Annotated in this window: 15 protein-coding genes; 9 read left to right on the forward strand and 6 right to left on the reverse strand. The window is 72.6% G+C overall.

The genetic code is table 11. The features are described from left to right. The first annotated feature begins 40 nt into the window (after window positions 1-40). Genes A4X16_RS01535 through A4X16_RS01545 form a run of 3 tightly spaced genes read left to right on the forward strand, consistent with a single transcriptional unit; the run spans window position 41 to window position 3,301 of the window. Window positions 41-1,786, forward strand: coding sequence for a DUF5684 domain-containing protein (locus tag A4X16_RS01535; protein ID WP_067115385.1), 1,746 nt, complete (start codon window positions 41-43; stop codon window positions 1,784-1,786). After that, window positions 1,783-2,613 (forward strand): PP2C family protein-serine/threonine phosphatase, encoded by an 831-nt coding sequence (locus A4X16_RS01540; protein WP_067115388.1) that lies wholly within the window; start codon window positions 1,783-1,785, stop codon window positions 2,611-2,613. The genes A4X16_RS01535 and A4X16_RS01540 overlap by 4 nt, the downstream gene beginning before the upstream one ends. Before the next feature lies 1 nt (window position 2,614). After that, window positions 2,615-3,301, forward strand: coding sequence for a hypothetical protein (locus A4X16_RS01545; protein WP_067115393.1), 687 nt, complete (start codon window positions 2,615-2,617; stop codon window positions 3,299-3,301). Here A4X16_RS01545 and A4X16_RS01550 read toward each other — a convergent pair. Genes A4X16_RS01550 through eccD form a run of 3 tightly spaced genes read right to left on the reverse strand, consistent with a single transcriptional unit; the run spans window position 3,298 to window position 7,397 of the window. Next, the gene (locus A4X16_RS01550) at window positions 3,298-4,707 is read right to left on the reverse strand and encodes a S8 family serine peptidase (protein ID WP_067115396.1); all 1,410 of its coding nucleotides are present in this window, start codon (window positions 4,705-4,707) and stop codon (window positions 3,298-3,300) included. The genes A4X16_RS01545 and A4X16_RS01550 overlap by 4 nt on opposite strands. Continuing rightward, window positions 4,707-6,059, reverse strand: coding sequence for a type VII secretion protein EccB (gene eccB, locus A4X16_RS01555; protein WP_067115399.1), 1,353 nt, complete (start codon window positions 6,057-6,059; stop codon window positions 4,707-4,709). The genes A4X16_RS01550 and eccB overlap by 1 nt, the downstream gene beginning before the upstream one ends. A 3-nt stretch (window positions 6,060-6,062) precedes the next feature. Further along, window positions 6,063-7,397, reverse strand: coding sequence for a type VII secretion integral membrane protein EccD (gene eccD, locus A4X16_RS01560; RefSeq protein ID WP_067115402.1), 1,335 nt, complete (start codon window positions 7,395-7,397; stop codon window positions 6,063-6,065). A 306-nt stretch (window positions 7,398-7,703) separates the two neighbouring features. On the opposite strand from eccD, the gene A4X16_RS01565 reads away from it, so the two are divergent. The 5 genes from A4X16_RS01565 to eccCa all read left to right on the forward strand — a co-directional run bounded on the left by A4X16_RS01565 (window position 7,704) and on the right by eccCa (window position 15,113). Beyond that, on the forward strand, window positions 7,704-8,021 hold the full coding sequence (locus A4X16_RS01565; RefSeq protein WP_067115405.1) for a WXG100 family type VII secretion target: 318 nt from the start codon (window positions 7,704-7,706) through the stop codon (window positions 8,019-8,021). Window positions 8,022-8,055: 34 nt separating this feature from the next. Next, window positions 8,056-8,346 carry a WXG100 family type VII secretion target gene (locus A4X16_RS01570; protein ID WP_231880228.1) on the forward strand — a complete coding sequence of 97 codons (291 nt, stop codon included), beginning with the start codon at window positions 8,056-8,058 and terminating at the stop codon, window positions 8,344-8,346. A gap of 184 nt (window positions 8,347-8,530) precedes the next feature. After that, window positions 8,531-9,895, forward strand: a complete 1,365-nt coding sequence (locus A4X16_RS01575) for a hypothetical protein (RefSeq protein ID WP_067115411.1) — start codon at window positions 8,531-8,533, stop codon at window positions 9,893-9,895. After that, on the forward strand, window positions 9,892-11,142 hold the full coding sequence (locus A4X16_RS17675) for an FHA domain-containing protein (RefSeq protein ID WP_157559916.1): 1,251 nt from the start codon (window positions 9,892-9,894) through the stop codon (window positions 11,140-11,142). The genes A4X16_RS01575 and A4X16_RS17675 overlap by 4 nt, the downstream gene beginning before the upstream one ends. After that, entirely contained in the window at window positions 11,139-15,113 is a 3,975-nt protein-coding gene (eccCa, locus tag A4X16_RS01585; RefSeq protein ID WP_067115417.1) for a type VII secretion protein EccCa, read from the forward strand. Before A4X16_RS17675 ends, eccCa begins: the two co-directional genes overlap by 4 nt. A gap of 18 nt (window positions 15,114-15,131) precedes the next feature. On the opposite strand, the gene A4X16_RS01590 is transcribed toward eccCa, so the two are convergent. Next, window positions 15,132-15,602 (reverse strand): dehydrogenase, encoded by a 471-nt coding sequence (locus tag A4X16_RS01590; RefSeq protein WP_067115420.1) that lies wholly within the window; start codon window positions 15,600-15,602, stop codon window positions 15,132-15,134. 72 nt (window positions 15,603-15,674) lie between these two features. Next, window positions 15,675-16,664, reverse strand: coding sequence for a malate dehydrogenase (locus A4X16_RS01595; RefSeq protein ID WP_067115422.1), 990 nt, complete (start codon window positions 16,662-16,664; stop codon window positions 15,675-15,677). A gap of 50 nt (window positions 16,665-16,714) precedes the next feature. On the opposite strand from A4X16_RS01595, the gene ypfJ reads away from it, so the two are divergent. Continuing rightward, a complete protein-coding gene (gene ypfJ / locus A4X16_RS01600) occupies window positions 16,715-17,596 on the forward strand; it encodes a KPN_02809 family neutral zinc metallopeptidase (protein ID WP_067115425.1) in 882 nt (293 codons plus the stop codon). 57 nt (window positions 17,597-17,653) lie between these two features. Here the strand turns inward: ypfJ and A4X16_RS01605 are convergent, their stop codons facing one another. Continuing rightward, window positions 17,654-19,465: an aldehyde dehydrogenase family protein gene (locus A4X16_RS01605; protein WP_082914202.1), complete on the reverse strand. Its 1,812-nt coding sequence runs from the start codon at window positions 19,463-19,465 to the stop codon at window positions 17,654-17,656. Between the last annotated feature and the right edge of the window lie 3 nt (window positions 19,466-19,468).

Here is a 19,468-nt window from a genome sequence, read left to right on the forward strand (position 1 = left end):
GAAGGACCGGATCGCTGAGCGACCGGAAGAAGGGGACCCCATGACACCGTCTGCGGAGACCGGTCTCACCACGATGCTCGTCATCGTCGGCGGACTCGGACTGCTCATCGGCATCGCCATCTACGTCTGGTACGCGTGGGCGCTGTCGCGTCTGTTCCCGCGACTCGACGGCGAGGGGTGGAAGGGCTGGGTGCCCGTGCTCAACGAGGCCGAGATCCTCGCGAGGGGCGGTGTGCCGGCCTGGTCCGTGGTCTTCTACTTCATCCCCCTCGTGCAGCTCTACGGCCTCTATCTCAAGGTCGTCGCGACGCATCGCATCAACAGGCGCTTCGGTCGTGGCGCGGGGATGACCGTGCTCGCGATCCTCCTCCCGCCCGTGTGGGCGACCGTGCTCGCCTGGGGAGCCGCGCCGTACCCGGAGGGCGAGCGGCTCGCCGCCCTGCAGCCCGGACCGCGGCGGACGCCGCCGTCCACGGCGCCGGCGCGCGACGCGTCGGGATACACGATCCCCTCGCTGGCTCCGCACAGCCCCGCGCAGACGGAGACGTCCGGACTCGTCTTCCCGGACTACGCGGCTCCTCCGCGCACGCCTGCCTCCGCGGCGGCTTCCGCGGTCGGTGTCGGTGCGCCCGGTGCCGGTGCGCCCGGTGCCGGTGCGCCCGGTGCCGGTGCGCCCGCCGCCTCCTTCGCTCCGCCGACGCCCGGTGCTCCGCCGACGCCCGCTACTCCGCCGACGCCCGGTGCGCCGGCCTCCTCGTTCGCTCCTCCCGCGCCGTCGGCTCCCGCGCCGGTGGCTCCCGCGCCGCCGGCCTTCGCGCCGCAGCCGCCGCCTGCTCCCTCGTCGCCGCCTCTCGCGCCGGCCCCGGCCGCACATCCCGCGCCTCCCGCGCCATCCGCGCCGCAGCCGCCCGCGCCGCAGCCGCCCGTGTTCGACGCGGCGCCGCCGACTCCCGCTCCGGCGAAGCCCGCCGACACCGCGACCGATGCGCACCCGGTGACCGGGATCATGGCGACGATGGGCGGGGCGCCGCTCGCTCCCGGCGCTCCCGCGGCCACGCCCGCGCCCACCCCGCCTGCGCAGACTCCGCCCGCGTCGGTTCCGCCCGCGCCTCCCGTCGGCTCTGCGGCGACATCCGCGCCCGGGGAGCAGCCGCAGCCGGCCTCCGTGCGCCCGGCGCCGCCGTCCTTCCGTGACGACGGCTCGGCGCAGCGCGAGCCGGAGGCGCCGGTGATCCGGCCCGCTCCGACGGGTGCCGTGCCCGAAGCACCGGCTCCGACGGCCGCCCCCGAGGCATCCGCTCCGGAGGCACCGGCCCCGGTCGCACCGGCCGCGGTCGCACCGGCACCGGTTCCCATGCCTCTCGGCGGACTCGCGGGTGACGTCGACAAGACCGTGGTCTCGCCGCGACCCACCGACGACGACCTCGAGGCGACCGTGGTGGTGGCGCGCCGCCGCGGCGTGCGGCGCTCGCTCGTGCTCGACGACGGACGCACCTTCGCCCTCTCCGGCGCGAGCGTGGTGATCGGTCGCAACCCCACCGGCGAGGCGGGGGAGCAGCGTCTCGCGATCTCCGACATCACCCGGACGCTCTCGAAGACCCACGCGCGTCTCGTCGTGCAGGAGGACGAGTGGCGCCTGACCGATCTCCACGCCACGAACGGCGTCGTGGTGGTCGCCGACGACGGCTCGGAGACGCTGCTGGACCCGGGCGAGAGCGTCGTGGGCAACGGCCGCTTCATCCTGGGCGAAGTCGGGATGCACGTCATCGCGGAGCGCGATTCGTGACGGTCGCCTCGGTGGTCCTCAACGTCGCGTCGCTGACCGACACCGGTCTCAAGCGCACGGCGAACGAGGACTCGGTGCTCGCGGCATCGCCGGTCTTCCTCGTCGCCGACGGCATGGGCGGACACGAGGCGGGCGGCCGCGCGAGCGCTGCCGTCGTCGCCGCGTTCGAACCGCTCGGCGGGCGGGCGGTCGGCGTCGACGACGTCCGCGCCGCCCTCAGCAGCGCGGCCGCGGTGGTCGAGGACATCGCCGCCCAGCACAAGCGCGGGGCGGGGAGCACGGTCACGGGTGTCGCGCTCGTCGAGCACGAGGGCGCGCCGCACTGGCTCGTCTTCAACGTCGGAGACTCGCGGGTGTACCGACACCACGGCAACGAGCTCACGCAGCTGACGATCGACCACTCGCTCGGCCAGGAACTGGTGGATGCCGGGGAGCTCCGCCCCGAGGACCTCGAGTCGTTCGCGCAGCGCAACGTCATCACCCGTGCGATCGGCGCCCCGGACAGCACCGCCGACAGCTGGCTGCTGCCGGTCGTCGACGGCGAGCGGCTGCTGCTGTGCTCGGACGGTCTGAGCGGCGAGGTCAGCGACGAAGGCATCCGCGCCACGCTGACGATGTGCGGGCGACCGGAGACCGCGGCATCCGCGCTCGTCCGGCGCGCGCTGCAGGCGGGGGGCCGCGACAACGTCTCGGTCGTCGTCATCGACGTCGTGGCGGGTGGCGCGCGCACGCGGCCCGACGACGGCACGGCCGGCCGCGTCGCGGCATCCGCCCTCACCGACTCGATGCTCGAGGGGACGACGATCCCCGTGAGGGCGAGAGGCTGACATGTCGCAGGATGAGACGAACGTCGAGGAGACGGTGATGCTCACGCGCCGCGAGCGCCGTCGCAGCGCCGCCAGGGCGGATGCTGCCGTCGAGCCGGATGCTCCCATTGAGCCGGATGCTCCCGTCGAGGAGGATGCGCCTGTCGATGAGGCGACGATCGTCGTGGACCGCTCGCCCGCGGCGCGGGTCGCGGCGGAGGCGCGCGCCGCGGGGGACACCTCCGTCGAGGAGGAGGCGCCTGTCGATGAGGCGACCGTCGTCGTGGACCGCTCCGCCGGCGCGCGCCCGCACTCCGACGTCGAGGGGGATGCCCCGATCGACGACGCGACGGTCGTCGTGGACCGCGCCGCCGCCACGCGCGCGGACACCTCCGATTCCACCGCGGATGCCGTCTCCGGCGCGGCGTCCGGCGACTCCGCGCCCGCCGATGCGAGCACGGAGTCGCTGTTCCGCGCTCCGCTGACGCCGACCCCTGCGATCTACCGACCGCGTCCGGCGCCGCTCGCTCCCTCGGCCCCGCCGACGATCGTGGGCGCTGCCGCACCCACCCGCGTCACCGACGTCGAGCAGACCTCCGTGTCCCGGCAGGCGCGGCGGTGGAGCGTGTACACGCTGCTCGCCGTCGTGGGCGCGTGCGCGGTCTCCGTCGCGGGTCTCGTGGGACTCGGATTCCTCGTCCTGGGCTAGCGCCGGGAGCCGACGCTCGATCGGCCGGTGTCCGGCCTCCGGGTCACGGCGACCTCGGGCTCGACCTTGTCGAGGAGGCCGCCCACGCGACCGATGTCCGTCGCCTCCGCCACCGGCGTCTCCCGGCGGCGGCGCAGCACGATGAGGATACCGAGGACGCCGAGCAGGCTCGCGCCGCCGATCGCCGCGAAGAGCGCGGCCTCGCGCGTGAGCAGGAACGGCGAGGCGCCGTGATCGGGTGTCACCGCTGCCGCCGGCGGTCGAGCCGCGCTCTCGGTCGTGTCGAAGTACGGGCTGACCGGGCCGCGTGTGGTCTCGTCAGGAAGCAGCTCGATCGCCGCCGCGGGCTGGATGAAGCCCCACCCGTCGACGTCGTCCCTGGCATCGGCGTCGGAGCGCAGGGCGGTCGCCGTCAGTCGGTATGCCCACCCGGCAGGGGGATCCTCGGGATGCGCCTCGGCGACCAGCGCGGCCGCAGCGCTCACGTATCCGGTCGCGAAGCTCGACGCGGGAGCGTCGGCCGCGAACACGCAGTCGCCGCCGCCCGTCGCCGCGGTGAGGATGTTCCCGCCCGGCGCCGTCACGCCCACCTGGGGCCCGTGGATCGACGATTCCGTCGCGCGACCGGAGGCGTCGGCCGCGCTCACGCCGAGGGCCTGCTCGTACGCCGCGGGGTAGCGGGGAGCATCCTCGGCGTCGGCATCGGAGAGACGGTTGCCGCCGCTGGCGACGACGAGCGCGCCCACGGCCGCGGCGTGCTCGACGGCGGCGCGCAGCTCGTCGGAGTCCGAGGTCTGCGACATCGAGACGTTGATGATGTCCGCTCCGTTGTCGGCCGCCCAGCGGATGCCGTCCGCCAGACGTCGCGAGTCGGGGCCGAAGCCCTTGTCCTTGTCCTGCTCGCTGTCGCTGCGGAACACGCGCACCGAGAGCAGGCGCGCATCGGGCGCGAGACCCACCACGCCGGAGCCCGCGACGGGCTGGGCGGCGATCTGCCCGGCGATCGCCGTGCCATGGCCCGTCGTGTCGCTCAGCCCGTCGCCGCGCTCCCCGTCGCCGACGAGGTCGATGCCGCCGACGACCACGCCTGCGAGGTGCGGGTTGGATGCGTCGATCCCGGAGTCGACGACCGCGACGACGATGCCCTTGCCGGTCGCGAGCCGATGGGCCTGCTCGGCGCCGAGCTGGGCGAGCGCCGTCGGCGCCTCGGGGCTGAAGACCACGGTGCCCGGTTCGCACGCCTGGCCCTGCGTCGCCATCGAGACCGACGTGGCCGGAGCGATCGCCGAGGGTGTCGTCCCCGCCGCGGATGCCGGTGCGGTGGTCGCCGCGGCCAGCAGACAGGCGGCGAGCAGAGCAGTCGTGGATCGGACGACGGCACGGCGTCCGCGGAGGCGTCGACGCATCATTCGTCCCCGGAGCCGGGCGACTCCCTCGCGGCCTCGGCGCTGAGCGCCGGACCCGCGGCGAAGAACTCGATCCAGGCATCCGACACGTGGCCGATGTCGTCCTGCGTGTAGCCGAGCTGGGTGACCGGATCGCTCGCGGCGTCCTCCGAGCCCTCCTCGAGCACCGCTCCCGGGATGGCGTACGCCGTGCCGGACTCGTCGATGAGCACGGCCATGCCGACCATGTCGTCCGAGGCGCCGCGCACCTGCACGAGCGCTCCGCCGCCCACGGCGACGTCGACCCGCGAACGATCCTCCGGCAGCTCCTCGGCGGTCGCGCCGAGCACGGTGCGGGCGTCGTCGGTCAGGACGGCGCAGGGCGTCTCGCCGGTGGCGAGCGGAGTCAGCGGCTGGGACGGCCAGTCCGCGCCGCCCACGTTCGGGACGGTCGGGATGTCGGCGACGTCGGCGGGCGACACCTCTTCGTCGGCATCCGCCTGCGCGCCGCTGCCGAGCAGGTAGAGCTGGTACGCGAGAGGGCTGAGCTGCGCGAGTTCGCCCGTCGCGAGCGCCACGTACCGCAGCTCCGGAGGGTCGCCCTGCACGTGCACGATGGTGCCCGCGGTGAGGTCCGTGCCCGGGAGCGTGGCGCCGACCGCGTTCAGCGTGATGGGCTCGAGCTCGTCGCCCGACTCGAAGAGGTTCAGCCAGCGGCCGTCGACCTCGAGGATGTCGCTCGTGCCGAGGCCGACCGCGCGCAGCACGGCGTTCGCGTCGTCGGGGGAGACCTGGTGACGCAGCCCGTCGGCGACGACGAAGAGATCCTCGCCCCGCTGCACGACGGCCCCGGTGCCGGCCGACACGTCGGCGATCGGGTTCGCCGCCAGCGACACCGAGCTCCCCTCGCCGTCGTCGATGCACGCGGTCCACGAGGAGTTGAGCAGGGCCGACGGCTTCGGCAGATCGTCGGGCGCACCCAGGATGCCGATCGCCGGTCCGACCGGGATGCCGTCCAGCGCCGACTGATCGGTGCGGACGACCTTGAACTCGCCGGCGGGGATCAGCAGTCGCGCGCTCGCGGTGTTGATGACGGGGTACAGCGTGCCGTCGACCGAGACGTACCGGGAGCCGGTGTCGGTCGCCACGATCAGCCGATTGTTCTGCCAGTCCCCGGGGAGCCCCGGCTGCATGATGCCCCAGAACACCCCCACCAGGATCACGCCGACCGTCAGCGCGACACCGGCCACGACCGCACGCAGCGGCTTCGCCGGGTCGAGCTCCTTGCCTCCCGGAGCCCCGCCGGTGAAGGCGGAGAGGAGTCGGCGTCGGCTGAAGCCCTGCGCCTCGATCAGGTCCTTCTTGGTCGCCATGGGTCAGACGAGTCCCGCCGTGATGACGCCCAGAGGGAGGAGGAGCGCGAGAGCGATGACCTCGACGGTGTCGCCGAGGCGCGTGAGCCGCAGACGCGCCTTGGGCGTCAGCAGCGTGAGACCGACGAGCATCACCGTGGCCACGACGAGCACCAGGAGCATCCAGGTGCGCACGTCCGGCAGCGCGAGTGCGACGGTCACCCCGGTGACGGCGAGCCCGATCGCCCCGATCGCCATGAGCACGAGCACGCCCAGCCGCGCGTGGATCTGACGGGACTGGAACATCATGCCCACGAACGCGAGCACGCACAGCACGGCGCCGAACACCCCGCTCGCGGCGACCAGCGGGGTCGCGATGAGCGCCGCGAGCCCGAGAGCGGCGCGCAGCGCGATCAGGGTGCGCGTTCCTGCCGCCGCGCGACGCTTCACCTCGTCGGCGTCGATCGCCTCGGGGGCTGCGAACATGTCGGCGTCGCTCTGCGGCGAGATGACGCGGATGCGCGTGGAGCTGAGCGCCAGCCACGGGATGCCGTTGGCGAGCAGCGCCGTCGTGGCGAGCATGACGGCGTACGGAGCGAGCGCATCGCCGAACGCGGCGGCGCTCGTGGCCGTGATGCCGATGGACGCGCCCAGGGCGATCGGCACGAGATGGATCTCGGGCTTCTCCTGGGTCACGGCGAGGCTGAGTCCGCCGACGATGACGAGCCCGAGGCCCATCGCGGCGAGGGGCCAGCCCCAGATGCTCTGGGTCGGCACGGCGAGGAAGCCCGCGAGACCGCCGTAGGCCGCGGCCGAGAGGCCGAGCGCGTGGCCGGCCTCCGGCTGCCGCAGGCGCATGAGGACGGCGGCGGCCACGCTCAGCACGACCGCCCCCGAGCCGGCGATGATGGCGGGGAGCAGCGAGGTGGGCGGCGTCGCGATGAGGAGGAGGGCGCAGAGGGCGAGGAACGTGAGGCTGATGAAGAGCGCCGTGCGCGAGCTGTCGGCGGGAGTCCACGAGCCGTGCTGCTCTGCGGTGGCGTCGATGACGGCCTCGACCACGTCGTCGTAGACGCGCGGCTCGCTCATGAGGCCGCCGCGCACCAGGGTGAGCAGCTCGCCGTCGAGCACGCCCTGCGCGGCGGCGCCGCGGGCGGGGTCGAGAGGGGTGCCGTCGGCGCGCTGCAGCGCGTAGCCGCCGTGCGTCAGGGTCGGGTCGAGCACTCCGAGGCTGCGGGCGAACCCGGGGATGATCTCGATGAGCGGGATCTGCGAGGGCACGCCGACATCGAGCCGCCGGTCGTCGCTGACGACGGAAATCCGCAGCACGGTGCCGGCCGTGGCGCTGGTCTGAGTCATGGAACGATGCCCCCTCCATGGTGAGCGGCGTCCGGGACGATGGACCGGGCGCCGCGCATTCCGCCTCTCACCCTAGTTGAGCGGTGCGACAACGCGTAGTCGCGCGCCGCACCGATTCGTCGGTCGGACGGGATTTCTCCATCGAGTGCACGATCTCCGCACGGATGCGCCCGCCGTCCTGGCGATTCCGGTCGATCTGATCTAGCCTGTCTCCTGAAACGAATCGTGGGGGGTTGTTTCGAAGTCGTCCCAAGACCGGGATGCGCTCCCCGCACGTGTGTCCTAACGGACCGGAGGGAGTGAGTAATGGCTGATGTCATCTCCGCAGAAGAGGGGGCTCTGCGCCGCGGAGCCCAGGCAGTGCGGGAGACCAAGTCCGGGATCGACCAGCAGACCAAGAAGGTCCGCAGCGAGATCGAGCAGCTTCGGGGATTCTGGACGGGTGCGGCTGCCGCGTCGTTCACCACGCTCATGTCCCGTTGGGACGAGCAGGCTCGTCAGCTCAACGAGGTCCTCGTGACCCTCGAGGATGCCCTTGCAGGCACCGAGCGCGACCAGGCCGCGACCGAAGAGGCGCACCAGCAGACCATTTCGGGCCTCGGCTCGATGATGTCGGGCGCCTGAGCGCGCGCATCCACAGGACTTTAAGGAGAACATCATGCAGTCGATGTCAGTTCGCCCCGAGCAGGTCAACGCCCTGGCCGCTCAGATCCGCAGCGGTTCGCAGGGCATCCGCTCCGAGCTCGACCGCCTCGAGTCCGAGGTCGCCAAGCTCCGCGCAGCCTGGGACGGCTCCGCGCAGCAGGCCTACGACCAGGCCCAGGCCAAGTGGAACCGCTCGCTGAGCGAGATGCAGCAGCTTCTCACCCAGATCGCGGGCAAGACCGAGGAGATCTCGGGTCAGTACGTGCAGACCGACAAGTCGGCTGCCGGCCGCTTCGGCGCCTGATCTCGAGCGCGGGCCCGATGCATCTCGCATCGGGCCCGCGCCGTCTGCGCTGTCCTCCGACCGAGACGTCGGAGGGCAGCGCAGACGCGAGAGATGGCCTCGATCGCAATCGATCGACGGTCCCGGCGCGCGGCGTCATCGCGCTGGGCGAGGTCGCCGACTCCAGGATGGATAGGGTGCAGAGGTGGCAGTCGATACAACAGAGCGCCGTCGCATCGTCCTGCAGAGCGAAGACCGTCGTATCGACATCTCGCTGCCGCTGGACGAGACCCTCGACGACGCGCTGATCCTGAGCGGACTCTCCACCGCAGGACGCTTCATCACGATCGGTCCCGGCGGCTTCGAGATCCCCGGCGACACCGAGTGCGAGGACCTCGTCGACGGCGGGCTCTACTCGCTCATCGATCGCACCGCCCTGCCCGCTGCGGGTGAGCGGCCGCGACCCCCGGCCGGACCGAGCCGCATGGACCACGGAGCGCGATGGTGGATGCTCGCGGTCAGCGCCCTCCTGCTCGTGGCGGTCTTCGCGCAGGGCGCGGGGGAGCCGCTGCTCCGCCTGCTCGTGGCGCTCCTGCTCGTCGCCGGATCCGTCAGCGGCGCCGTGGCGTGGGCCCGGCGCGACTCCGCGGCCGGCGTGCGCGGCATCCTCGGCGTGCTCGCTCCCGTGCTCCTGTCCTTCGCGGCGGGTGCGCTGCTCATCCCCGCCGGGCTGGAGGCGAGCGGTCATCTGGCCGCGGCATCCGGCTTCCTCGCCGCCAGCGTGACGACGGCCATCATCGCCGTCGCGGCCCGTGCTCGTCCGATGCGTGCGGCAGCAGGCACCGCGACCGTGCTGCTCGTCGGCCTCGCCGTCGTGTGGGGCCTGGCGCTGCTGCTGCGGTGGGGGCCCGCCGAGGCCGCCGCGATCTCGCTCGGACTCGTGCCGCTGGGGCTCCGCGCCCTGCCGAGCAGCCTCGTGAACCTCCCCGAGGGCTACTTCATCGACTACAAGCACTTCATGACCAGCCGCTGGACGGTGCGAGGTGCGATCCCCGAGGCGATCGGCGTGCTGCGCCCCGATCGGGTCATCGCCGTGGTCGACGACTCGTCGGCGCGCCTCATCTCCGGCACCGCCGTGCTGAGCGTCGTCGCGGCGGCGATGGCTCCGCTGGCGTTCCTCCGCCCCTGGCCCGACGACCCGATCGTCCGCGCCGGCGGCATCGCCCTCCTCGTGTGCACCGCGCTCGCTCTGCTGCTCACGCCGCGGCACACGACCTCGCACATCCTGCGCTGGCTGCCGCGAGGCGCGGCCGCCGTCGTCTTCGTGGTCGCCGGGGTGCAGGCGGCCGTCGCGCTCGGGTCCGGCTTCCAGATCCTCGGCGCCGTCGCGCTCTTCGCCCTGGGCCTCCTCGCGGTCGCGGTGGTCATCCCCGTGGCGCGCGGCGCGAGCTCCCTGGTCTGGTCGAGGTTCGGCGACGCGTTCGAGTGGCTGGCCGTGGCGCTCGCATTGCCCGCGGCCCTGCTCTACGCGAATGCCCTGTCCCTCGTTCGTGGAATGATGGCGGGATGAGCGGGAACGGCGAGCCACAGTCCTGGCCGGGCGGTGGGCTGATCCCCCCGATGGCCCCTGCCGCGCCCTCTCAGGCGGAGATCCCGGCGCTTCCGCCGGCGCTCATCTCGGCCCCTCCCGGTGTCGACGGCGCCCCGCTGAGCGCCGGTGCGACCCCGCCTCCCACTCCGCTCGTGCCGACACGGGCTCAGTCCCGCCGCCCCGCCGAGGGCCTCGGTGCGGCGTTCCTCGGCTCGCCCGCCGGCACCGGCGTCCGGATCGCGGCCTTCACGCTCGACGTCGCCGTGGTGATCCTGGCCGCCGCGATCGTCCTCGTCACCACGCGCAGTGTGGTGCTCGCCGGCCTCGCGGTCGCCGAGTTCGCGCTCTTCCTCTGGGTGCTCGAGGCGCGCACGGGCCTCACCCTCGGCAATGCCGTGCTGCGGCTGCGGACCGCTCGAGGCGATCGGCCGTTCTCCCCCGGGGTGGGCCGACAGTTCGTCCGCGGCATCGTCACCGGCGCCGGGTTCCTCGTCGCCGTGGGGAGCTGGATCGTCGTCGCGTCGAGCGCCTGGGACCGTGGCGGGCGCCGGCAGAGCTGGGCCGACCGCATCGCCGGGACCGTCGTCGTCGCCGTGCCGTCGCGTGCGGCCGCCGCCGCGGAGCCGGCGCCTGCGCCCGCGGCGGACGTCGAGTCGCTCGCGCCCCCGCAGATCGTGGCGCTGGGTGCGCACCCGACCACCGTCGACGAGGACTCCGAGCCCACCGACGCCCGCGCCGCGTCGCACCGGCTGGAATCGCCGGCGGCGCCGGCTCCCGGCCAGGACGCTCCGCTGTTCACCGTCGCACCGGCGCAGCAGGTGGGGTCGCCGGCGGCCCCCGAGTCCGCCGCGGCATCCGAGTCGGGCGCTCTGCTGCTCATCTTCGACACCGGGCAGCGCGTGCAGCTCGGGCTCCCGCTGGCGGCGAACCTCGGGCGCGCTCCGGTCGCGAGCGTGCACGACGACCGTCTGGTCATCGTCACCGATCCGGACTCGTCGGTGTCGAAGACGCATCTGCGCATCGAGCACTCCCGCGGACGCACGTGGGTCACCGACTTCGGCTCGACCAACGGCTCCGACATCCGGTCGGACGACGGCCAGACCACCGAACTCGTCGCGGGGGAGCGCGTGCTCCTCGACGACGCCGATCGCGTGCGCATCGGCAACCGCAGCTTCACCATCAGCCTTCTGCTGGCGTCGGACAGCAGCGCCGGAGAGAGAGCATGACAGGACCCCGCCTCGCGCCGCCCCGCGTCCCCTCAGGGAAGCTCCCCGTCCAGGCGCCAACGGAGCTGCAGCCCAGCGACGGCGGCATGGGCGTGCTCGGGTCCCTGCTCCCCATGCTCGGCAGCGTCGGCGCGATCGTCATGGTCACGATGTCGAATCAGTCGGTGACGGGCCTGCTCACCGGCGGCATGTTCCTGCTCTCGTCGCTCGGGTTCGTCGCCGTGAACGGATGGCGTCAGCGGTCGCAGCGGCAGGCCGCCACCCTCGGCTCCCGCCGGGAGTACCTCGCCTATCTCACCGAGCTCCGCCAGAGCGTGCGCGTCGCCGCGCGCCAGCAGCGGCGCGCCGGCAACTGGCACCTGCCGGCGCCGTCCGCCCTGCCGTACATCGCCGAGGAGCGCACCCGGGTCTGGGAGCGCTCTGCGAACGACCCCGACTTCCTCTCCGTGCGCGTCGGCACGAGCGACCAGCCGCTGTGCATCTCGCTCGAGGCCCCGGAGCTGCCGCCGCTCGCGCAGCTCGATCCGGTCGCGGCCTCGGCCGCGCACCGCTTCATGCTGACGCACGAGATCCAGAAGAACCTGCCGCTCGGCGTGACTCTCCGCGACTACTCCCGCATCGAGATCACGGGCGACGAGAGCGAGTCCCGTGCCCTGGCTCGAGCGATGCTCCTGCACGTCGCGACCATGCACGACCCCGACATGGTGCAGATCGTGATCGCGGCCGACCCCGGCTCCCTCCCGCAGTGGGAGTGGGCCAAGTGGATGCCGCACACGCACTCGCGCACCATCAGGGACGGCCTGGGCGCCGCCCGCATGATCGGGTCGCAGCTCTCCGAACTCGAGGACATGCTCCCCGCGGAGGTGCGCGAGCGCTCCCGCTTCGCGCGGGACGGCGCGGCGCCCAAGGTGCCGCACATCGTGATCCTCACCGACGGGGCGAGCACCTCCTTCAACGACATGCTCGTGAGCGGCGACGGCGTGCAGGGCGTGACCGTGATCGACCTGCCGGCCCGCTGGGGCGACCTCGACGACCCGAACGCGCTGCGCATCGCCTTCGAGCCCGGCAGCACGGGCACGCGCGCCGAGCTCGTCAGCCTGCAGGGCCCCGCTCGTCCCTTCGAGGCGGATGCGATCAGCATCGTCGAGGCCGAGGCGACGGCTCGTCGGCTGATCTCGCTCTACTCGGGCGGGACCACCGTGACGAAGAAGAAGAGCGCCACCGGGCAGGCGGAGCTGGTCGAGCTCCTCGGTCTGCCCGACGTGCGCGACCTGGATCTCGACGCCGCGTGGTCGCCGCGACTCGAGCGCGACCGGCTGCGGGTGCCGATCGGTCAGACGGAGGACGGCTCGCCGCTCATCCTCGACATCAAGGAGTCCGCCCAGCAGGGCATGGGCCCGCACGGTCTCATCATCGGCGCGACGGGCTCGGGCAAGTCGGAGGTGCTGCGCACGCTCGTGCTCGCCCTCGCCATGACCCATTCCCCCGAGCAGCTCAACTTCGTGCTCGTCGACTTCAAGGGCGGCGCGACCTTCGCCGGCATGGCCGACATGCCGCACGTGTCGGCGATCATCACCAACCTCGGCGAGGAGATCTCGCTCGTCGACCGCATGCAGGATGCGCTGCAGGGCGAGATGGTGCGTCGACAGGAGCTGCTGCGCGCGACGGGGCCGTTCGCCAACGTGGCGGATTACGAGAAGGCCCGCCGCGGCGGACGCACCGACCTCGCACCGTTGCCGGCTCTGCTCATCGTCGCCGACGAGTTCTCGGAGCTGCTGTCGGCCAAGCCGGAGTTCGTCGACACGTTCGTGAACATCGGCCGCCTCGGCCGCTCTCTCCAGGTGCACCTCCTGCTGTCCTCCCAGCGCCTGGAGGAGGGCAAGCTCCGCGGTCTCGACACGCACCTGTCGTACCGCATCGGTCTCCGCACGTTCTCGGCCGCCGAGTCGCGCACGGTCCTCGGAGTGCCGGACGCGTACCACCTGCCCACGCAGCCCGGCGCGGGCATCCTGAAGTCCGACACCGAGACGATGACGCAGTTCCGTGCATCGTACGTGTCGGGCCCTCCGCCCCGCCGTCGGCGACGCGCGGCATCCGGCGCGACGCAGAGCTCGGGATCCACGGCGGTCGAGCTGTTCACCGCCGCGCCGGTCTGGCGTGCCGAGACCCCGACCGAGGAGCCCGAGGTCGTCGTCGACGCCGAGCCCGAGGAGAAGCGCAACACGTTCGAGATCGCCGTCGAGCTCATGAGCGGCCGCGGTCCGGCAGCCCACCAGGTGTGGCTTCCGCCGCTCGAGACGCCGGCGACGCTCGACCAGCTGTTCGGCGACCTCGTCGAGGACCCGGCCCTCGGTCTCGTCTCCCCGCGCTGGCGCGGCGCCGGCGCCCTCACCGTCCCGCTCGGCATCGTCGACGTCCCGCTCGAGCAGCGTCGCGAGAACCTCGCCGTCTCGCTCGGCGGCGCCGCGGGGCACATGGCGATCGTCGGCGCACCGCTGAGCGGCAAGAGCACGCTCGCCCGCACGACGATGGTGGCGCTCGCCCTCACGAATACGCCGCAGGAGGTGCAGTTCTTCGTCATCGACTTCGGCGGCGGCAGCTTCGCCGGACTCCAGCGGTTCACGCATGTGAGCGGCGTCGCGACGCGGTCGGAGCCCGACATCGTCCGCCGCACGGTGGCCGAGGTGACGAGCCTGCTCAACGCGCGCGAGGTGTACTTCCGTCAGAACGGCATCGACTCGATCGACACCTACCGTCAGCGCCGCGCCCAGGGCCTGGCGGACGACGGATACGGCGACATCTTCCTCATGGTGGACGGATGGGGCACCCTGCGCTCCGAGTTCGAGATGCTCGAGCCGCAGATCCAGGCGATCGCGGCGCGCGGTCTGACCTATGGCGTGCACGTCGTGATCACGGCCGCGCGGTGGATGGAGATCCGCGCGAACATCAAGGACCTCATCGGCACGCGCATCGAGCTGCGTCTCGGCGACCCGACGGACTCCGAGGTCAACCGCAAGGCGGCCGAGAACGTCACCTCGATCCCCGGCCGCGGCCTCAACGCCACCGGTCTGCAGATGCTCACCGCGCTGCCCCGCGTCGACGGCGTCGACGACGCCTCCTCCCTGGCGGACGGCGTCGACGACCTCGTCGCACGCGTCGCGTCCGCGTGGCACGGTCCTGCCGGACCGAAGCTGCGCCTGCTTCCCAGTCGCATCGGCCACGAGGACCTCCGCGCGGTCGCTGCCGCGGCGTCGCCCGACGGATCCGAGCCGCGGGAGATCCTGCTCGGCATCGACGAGGCCGACCTCGCGCCCTTCTCCATCGACCCGAACGAGGAGCCGCTGCTGTACCTCTACGGCGACGCCGACTCCGGCAAGTCGTCGATGCTGCGCGGCGTCGTGCATGAGATCACCCGCCTCTACGGGCCGAGCGAGGCGAAGATCTTCGTGGTCGACTATCGCCGCGCGCTGCTCGGCGAGATCCCGCAGGAGTACCTGGGGGCGTATCTCACCTCGCACGAGATGGCCGACGGCGGCATGCGCGAACTGGCGCAGTTCTTCCAGAGCCGCATCCCGGGTGCCGACGTCACGCCCGAGCAGCTGCGCACGCGGTCGTGGTGGACGGGTGCCGAGGGCTTCGTCCTCATCGACGACTACGACCTCGTGTCGACCTCGCAGGGCAACCCGATCGCGGTGCTCGCGCCGCTGCTCGCGCAGGCCGCCGATCTGGGGCTCCATGTGATCCTCACCCGTCGCACGGGCGGCGCGTCGCGCGCGGCCTACGACCCGATCATCCAGCGGATGACGGATCTCGGCGCGACCGGCATCCTGCTCTCGGGGAACCCCGAGGAGGGGCAGCTCATCGGCAAGGTCAAGGCGATCCCGTCGATCCCCGGGCGCGCCCAGATCGTCAGCCGCGACCGCGGCCTGGTCTCGGCGCAGCTGCTGTGGGTGCCGCCGACGTACGAGTAGGGGATCCGGCCCGCAGGATCAGCGCACGGCGTCGGCGAGGTGCCGCGCGTCGTGGCTCAGCACTTTGACGATGATCCCGCGCCGGCGCAGCTCGGCGGCGGTGCGCAGGCCCTCGTCGGAGTCGCGGCCCAGGGCCTTCGTGTTCGCGACGACGAGCACGTCGCCCGGCACCAGCGTGGCGATGAGGCGGGCGAGGCGGTCGCTCCAGCTCTCGAGGATGTCGGGTGCCGGGTGACGGAACCCTTCGATCGGCACTCCGAAGCGGGTGAGGTCCTCGCGCTGCTCGACGACCGAGGGCATGCCCTCACGCGCGACGACGAGGCCCACCAGGCGCGAGCCGTCGGGGCGGGCCAGCCAGAAGTCGCGGTTCTGCTGCAGCTCGGTGAAGCACTTCGGACACTCGGCGGCCGCGTGTGGCAGGTGCAGCGGGCTGGTCAGCGGCTCGTCGACGGATGCCGTCGTCTTCGTGGGATCCATAATCTCGCTCATCGCGCACCTCCGGCTTCCATTCTGCCCTGAACGGGGCCCGGCGGCGACCGCCGGATGCGCGGATCGAGGGCCTCAGAGCAGGCCGAGAGACCGGACGGCGTCGCGTTCGGCGACCAGTTCCTCGACGGACGCGTCGATCCGCGCCTGCGCCCAGTCGCTCACCTCGAGTCCTTCGACGATCCGCCACTCCCCGTCCACCGCTCGTACCGGGAACGACGAGATGAGACCCTCGGGCACCCCGTACTCGCCGTGCGAGACGACGCCGGCCGAGGTCCAGTCGTCGGTGCCGCGCACCCAGTCGCGCACGTGGTCGATCGTCGCGCTCGCGGCGGATGCCACGGACGACGATCCGCGCACCGCGATGATCTCCGCGCCGCGCTTCGCGACCCGGGGGATGAAGGACTCGTCGAGCCACGCGGGCACGTCGTCGACGATCGCCTCGAGGGCGTCGCGCACCGACCTGCCACCGACCGTCGCGTGCGACACGTCGGGGAACTGCGTGGCGGAGTGGTTGCCCCAGATCGGGACGCGCCGCACCGTGTCGACCGGCACCGCGAGTGCCTGCGCGAGCAGAGCCCTCGCCCGGTTCTCGTCCAGGCGGGTCAGCGCCGTGAACCGCTCGGCGGGGACCCCGTCGGCGGATGCCGCCGCGATCAGCGCGTTCGTGTTCGCCGGATTCCCGACCACGGTGACGCGCACGTCCGACGAGGCGTTCGCGGCGATCGCGGCGCCCTGCGGGCCGAAGATGCCGGCGTTGGCGGCCAGCAGGTCGCCTCGCTCCATGCCAGGGCCGCGCGGGCGCGCTCCGACGAGGAGGGCGAGGTCGGCGCGGTCGAATCCGACGGCGGGGTCGTCCGTCACCTCCACGTGCTCGAGGAGCCCGAAAGCGCCGTCCTGCAGCTCGAGAGCCGCACCCTCGGCGGCGCCGATCCCCTGCGGGATCTCGAGCAGCCGCAGTCGCACCTTCTCGTCGGGACCCAGCAGGTCGCCGGCGGCGATGCGGAACAGCAGCGCGTAGCCGATCTGGCCGCCTGCGCCGGTGAGGGTGATCGTGGTCGTCATGCCCCGAGCCTACGTCCGATCCACGTCCGGGGGCGGAGTACCCTCGTGGCATGACCTTCAATCCCGACGCCGACGTCTCCGGCAACACCGCACGCCGACGGGGACGCGGCGCCGTCGTGGCGGGTGCCGGCGGCGTCGGCCTGCTCGGCATCATCGCACTGATCGCCGGTCCGCTCCTCGGCATCGACCTCACCGGGCTGCTCGGTGGGGGCGGCGCGACGGGGGGAGGATCCGAGCCGTCCGGCGGCAGCGTGATCGAGAACTGCGAGACGGGACAGGACGCCAACGAGAACGTCGACTGCCGGGTCGCGAGCTCGCAGCTCGCCCTCGACGGATACTGGGAGGACCAGGTCGACCCCTATCGGGCACCGGGGCTCGTCATCGTCGACGGGTCCACGCCCACCGGCTGCGGAACGGCCTCCAACGCGGTCGGTCCCTTCTACTGCCCACCCGACGAGACGGTCTACATCGACCCGACGTTCTTCACCCTCATGCAGCAGCAGTTCGGAGCATCCGCCGGCAACCTCGCTCAGCTCTACATCGTCGGGCACGAGTGGGGCCACCACATCCAGTACATCACCGGAGTGATGGACGCCTACCCGAACAACGGCACCGGGCCGGACAGCAACGGCGTGCGCGTCGAGCTGCAGGCGGACTGCTACGCGGGCGCGTGGATCGGCCGCATGACGGAGGAGACGGACGACAACGGGGTCCCCTACCTCGAGGCGCCCACCGAGGCGCAGCTGCAGGATGCGGTGAACGCCGCCTACACGGTGGGCGACGACCACATCCAGGAGCAGTCCGGCTTCGTGAACCCGGAGAGCTTCACGCACGGCACGAGCGAGCAGCGCAAGTTCTGGTTCGCCAACGGATACCAGAGCGGCCTGGGCGTCTGCGGGGATCCGCTCACGCTGCCGGGCGACCGGCTGTAGCGGCCGGCTCCCGCACCCCCGTACTCAGGCGCATCGAGGGCTGCCGACGAGAGGGATTCAGGCGCGCAGCGCCTTCGCCAGCGTCGCGAGCAGCCCGCCCAGTCCGCCTGCCGCGCGGTACCGGGTGAGTCCCTCGCTGACCTGCGCTCCCGTGCGCGAGGACACGAACCACGGCGGCTTCGGGAGGATCGACAGCCGTCCGCCGCCGTTCGCGATCGGCAGCGAGCGGGGGAACGGGCGGAACGGGCCCCGCACCACCGAGCGCTCGACGCGGTCGAGGAGCAGGGCGTTGTGGACGACGCCGATGCCGCTGCCGACATCGGCGATCGTGCTGCCGGGGAACGCGCCCCACGTCAGGGTCGGGGTGATGAAGCCGAATGCCGTCCATCCGTTGATCGCGATCGATCCGTACCGCATCGCCGCGACGGCTCGGTCGAACCCCGACCCGAGCGCCCTCTCCGTGGCAGGATCGATCAGCAGGTTGGCGCCCAGCGTGCCCTGCAGCCGGTCGTTCGCATAGGCCACGGCGTTGTCGAGGAAGACCTGACCGGTGCCCTCGACGGCGACGACCCCGAGCACGGGTGCGAAGTACTCCGTGGTCTGGAGGGCGGCGGGGTCGTCCCCGTCGCCGATCTCCACGAGGAGCCGGTCGCCGAGCACCAGTGCGTCGGGATACGCCTCGGTCGCCTGGTCCAGCCGTGCAGGCGATCCCGGATACCAGACGGGTCGCTCGGGGGCCGTGGCGTACGCCCGTCGCAGCGCGGCGCGGAAAGCGTCGGCCTGCGCCCAGTCGGAGGAGATGATCACGACCTGACCGGCGATGCAGTTGTGACCGCAGTTCTGCAGCCGCATGGTCGCCACGTGCTCGGCCTGATACGCGAGGTCGGCATCGGTCCAGTCGCCGGGGACGACGATGATCGGCGAGACGCCGCCGAGCTCCGCCGTGATCGGCGTCTTCAGCTGCGGCCGGTTCTCCCGCCGGCGGCGGGCGGCCGCGGCGCCCGTACCCCAGACGATGGCGTCGAAGGTGGCCGCCGAGCCGGTGATGTGCACGTGCGCGAAGGACGAGTGCGTCGTCAGGTACGCGCCGACGGCCGGTCCGCCGCGCACGATGCGCAGCAGGCCCGGTCCGATGAGCGGAGCGAACGCGCGCTTGTAGATCGGCACGAGGGCATCCTGCGTCGGGTTCACCTTGAGCAGCGCCGTGCGGTTGTACGCGAGCAGCTCGTACAGCACGTCGAGCACCGGGATGGACGTCACGTTGCCGGCGCCGAGCACGAGGCCGACGCCGCCCGACTCCGCGGGCGTCCGCTGTGCGAGTCCGGCCGACGCCCTGGCCGCGTTCGGCGTGACGCCCGGCTCGAGCCAGACCTCGCCCGTATATCCCGACAGGAGCAGTCGATCGATGCCGGTCAGGGGAAAGGCGTGCACGCGGGTGCGACCGCCGGGAGCGCGGTCGATGTGCACGCCCTCCAGGGGATTCGTGCCGTGCGCGAGGCGCGCGAGCGTCTCGATGTACGCGTCGAGGGCGCCGAGGGTGCTGTACGGTCCACTCAGCCATTCCTCGCCGCGCAGCGGATGGTCGCCGTCGAGGCCCTTCGACGCGGCCGCGGTGGTCGCCCAGTCCTCGGCGGCGGCGGCGACGCTCGTGCGCACCGCTCGCAGCAGAGTGACGCGCTGAGCGAGTGTGAGCGCCGCCCAGGTGCGGGCGCCGGTGCCGAGCTCGTCGATCGCGGCGTCGAGTCGGGCGCGCTCGCCCTCGCCGATCTCGGTTCCCGAGGTCGCTCCGGGCGCGGCTCCGGCCGACGGTGCGGCTGCCGTCGACGGTGCGGCTGGAGTCGAGGCGGAGGGCGTGGTCGCGGAAGTCATCGG

This window comes from Microbacterium sp. H83 (genome assembly GCF_001650405.1).
Classification (GTDB): Bacteria; Actinomycetota; Actinomycetes; order Actinomycetales; family Microbacteriaceae; genus Microbacterium.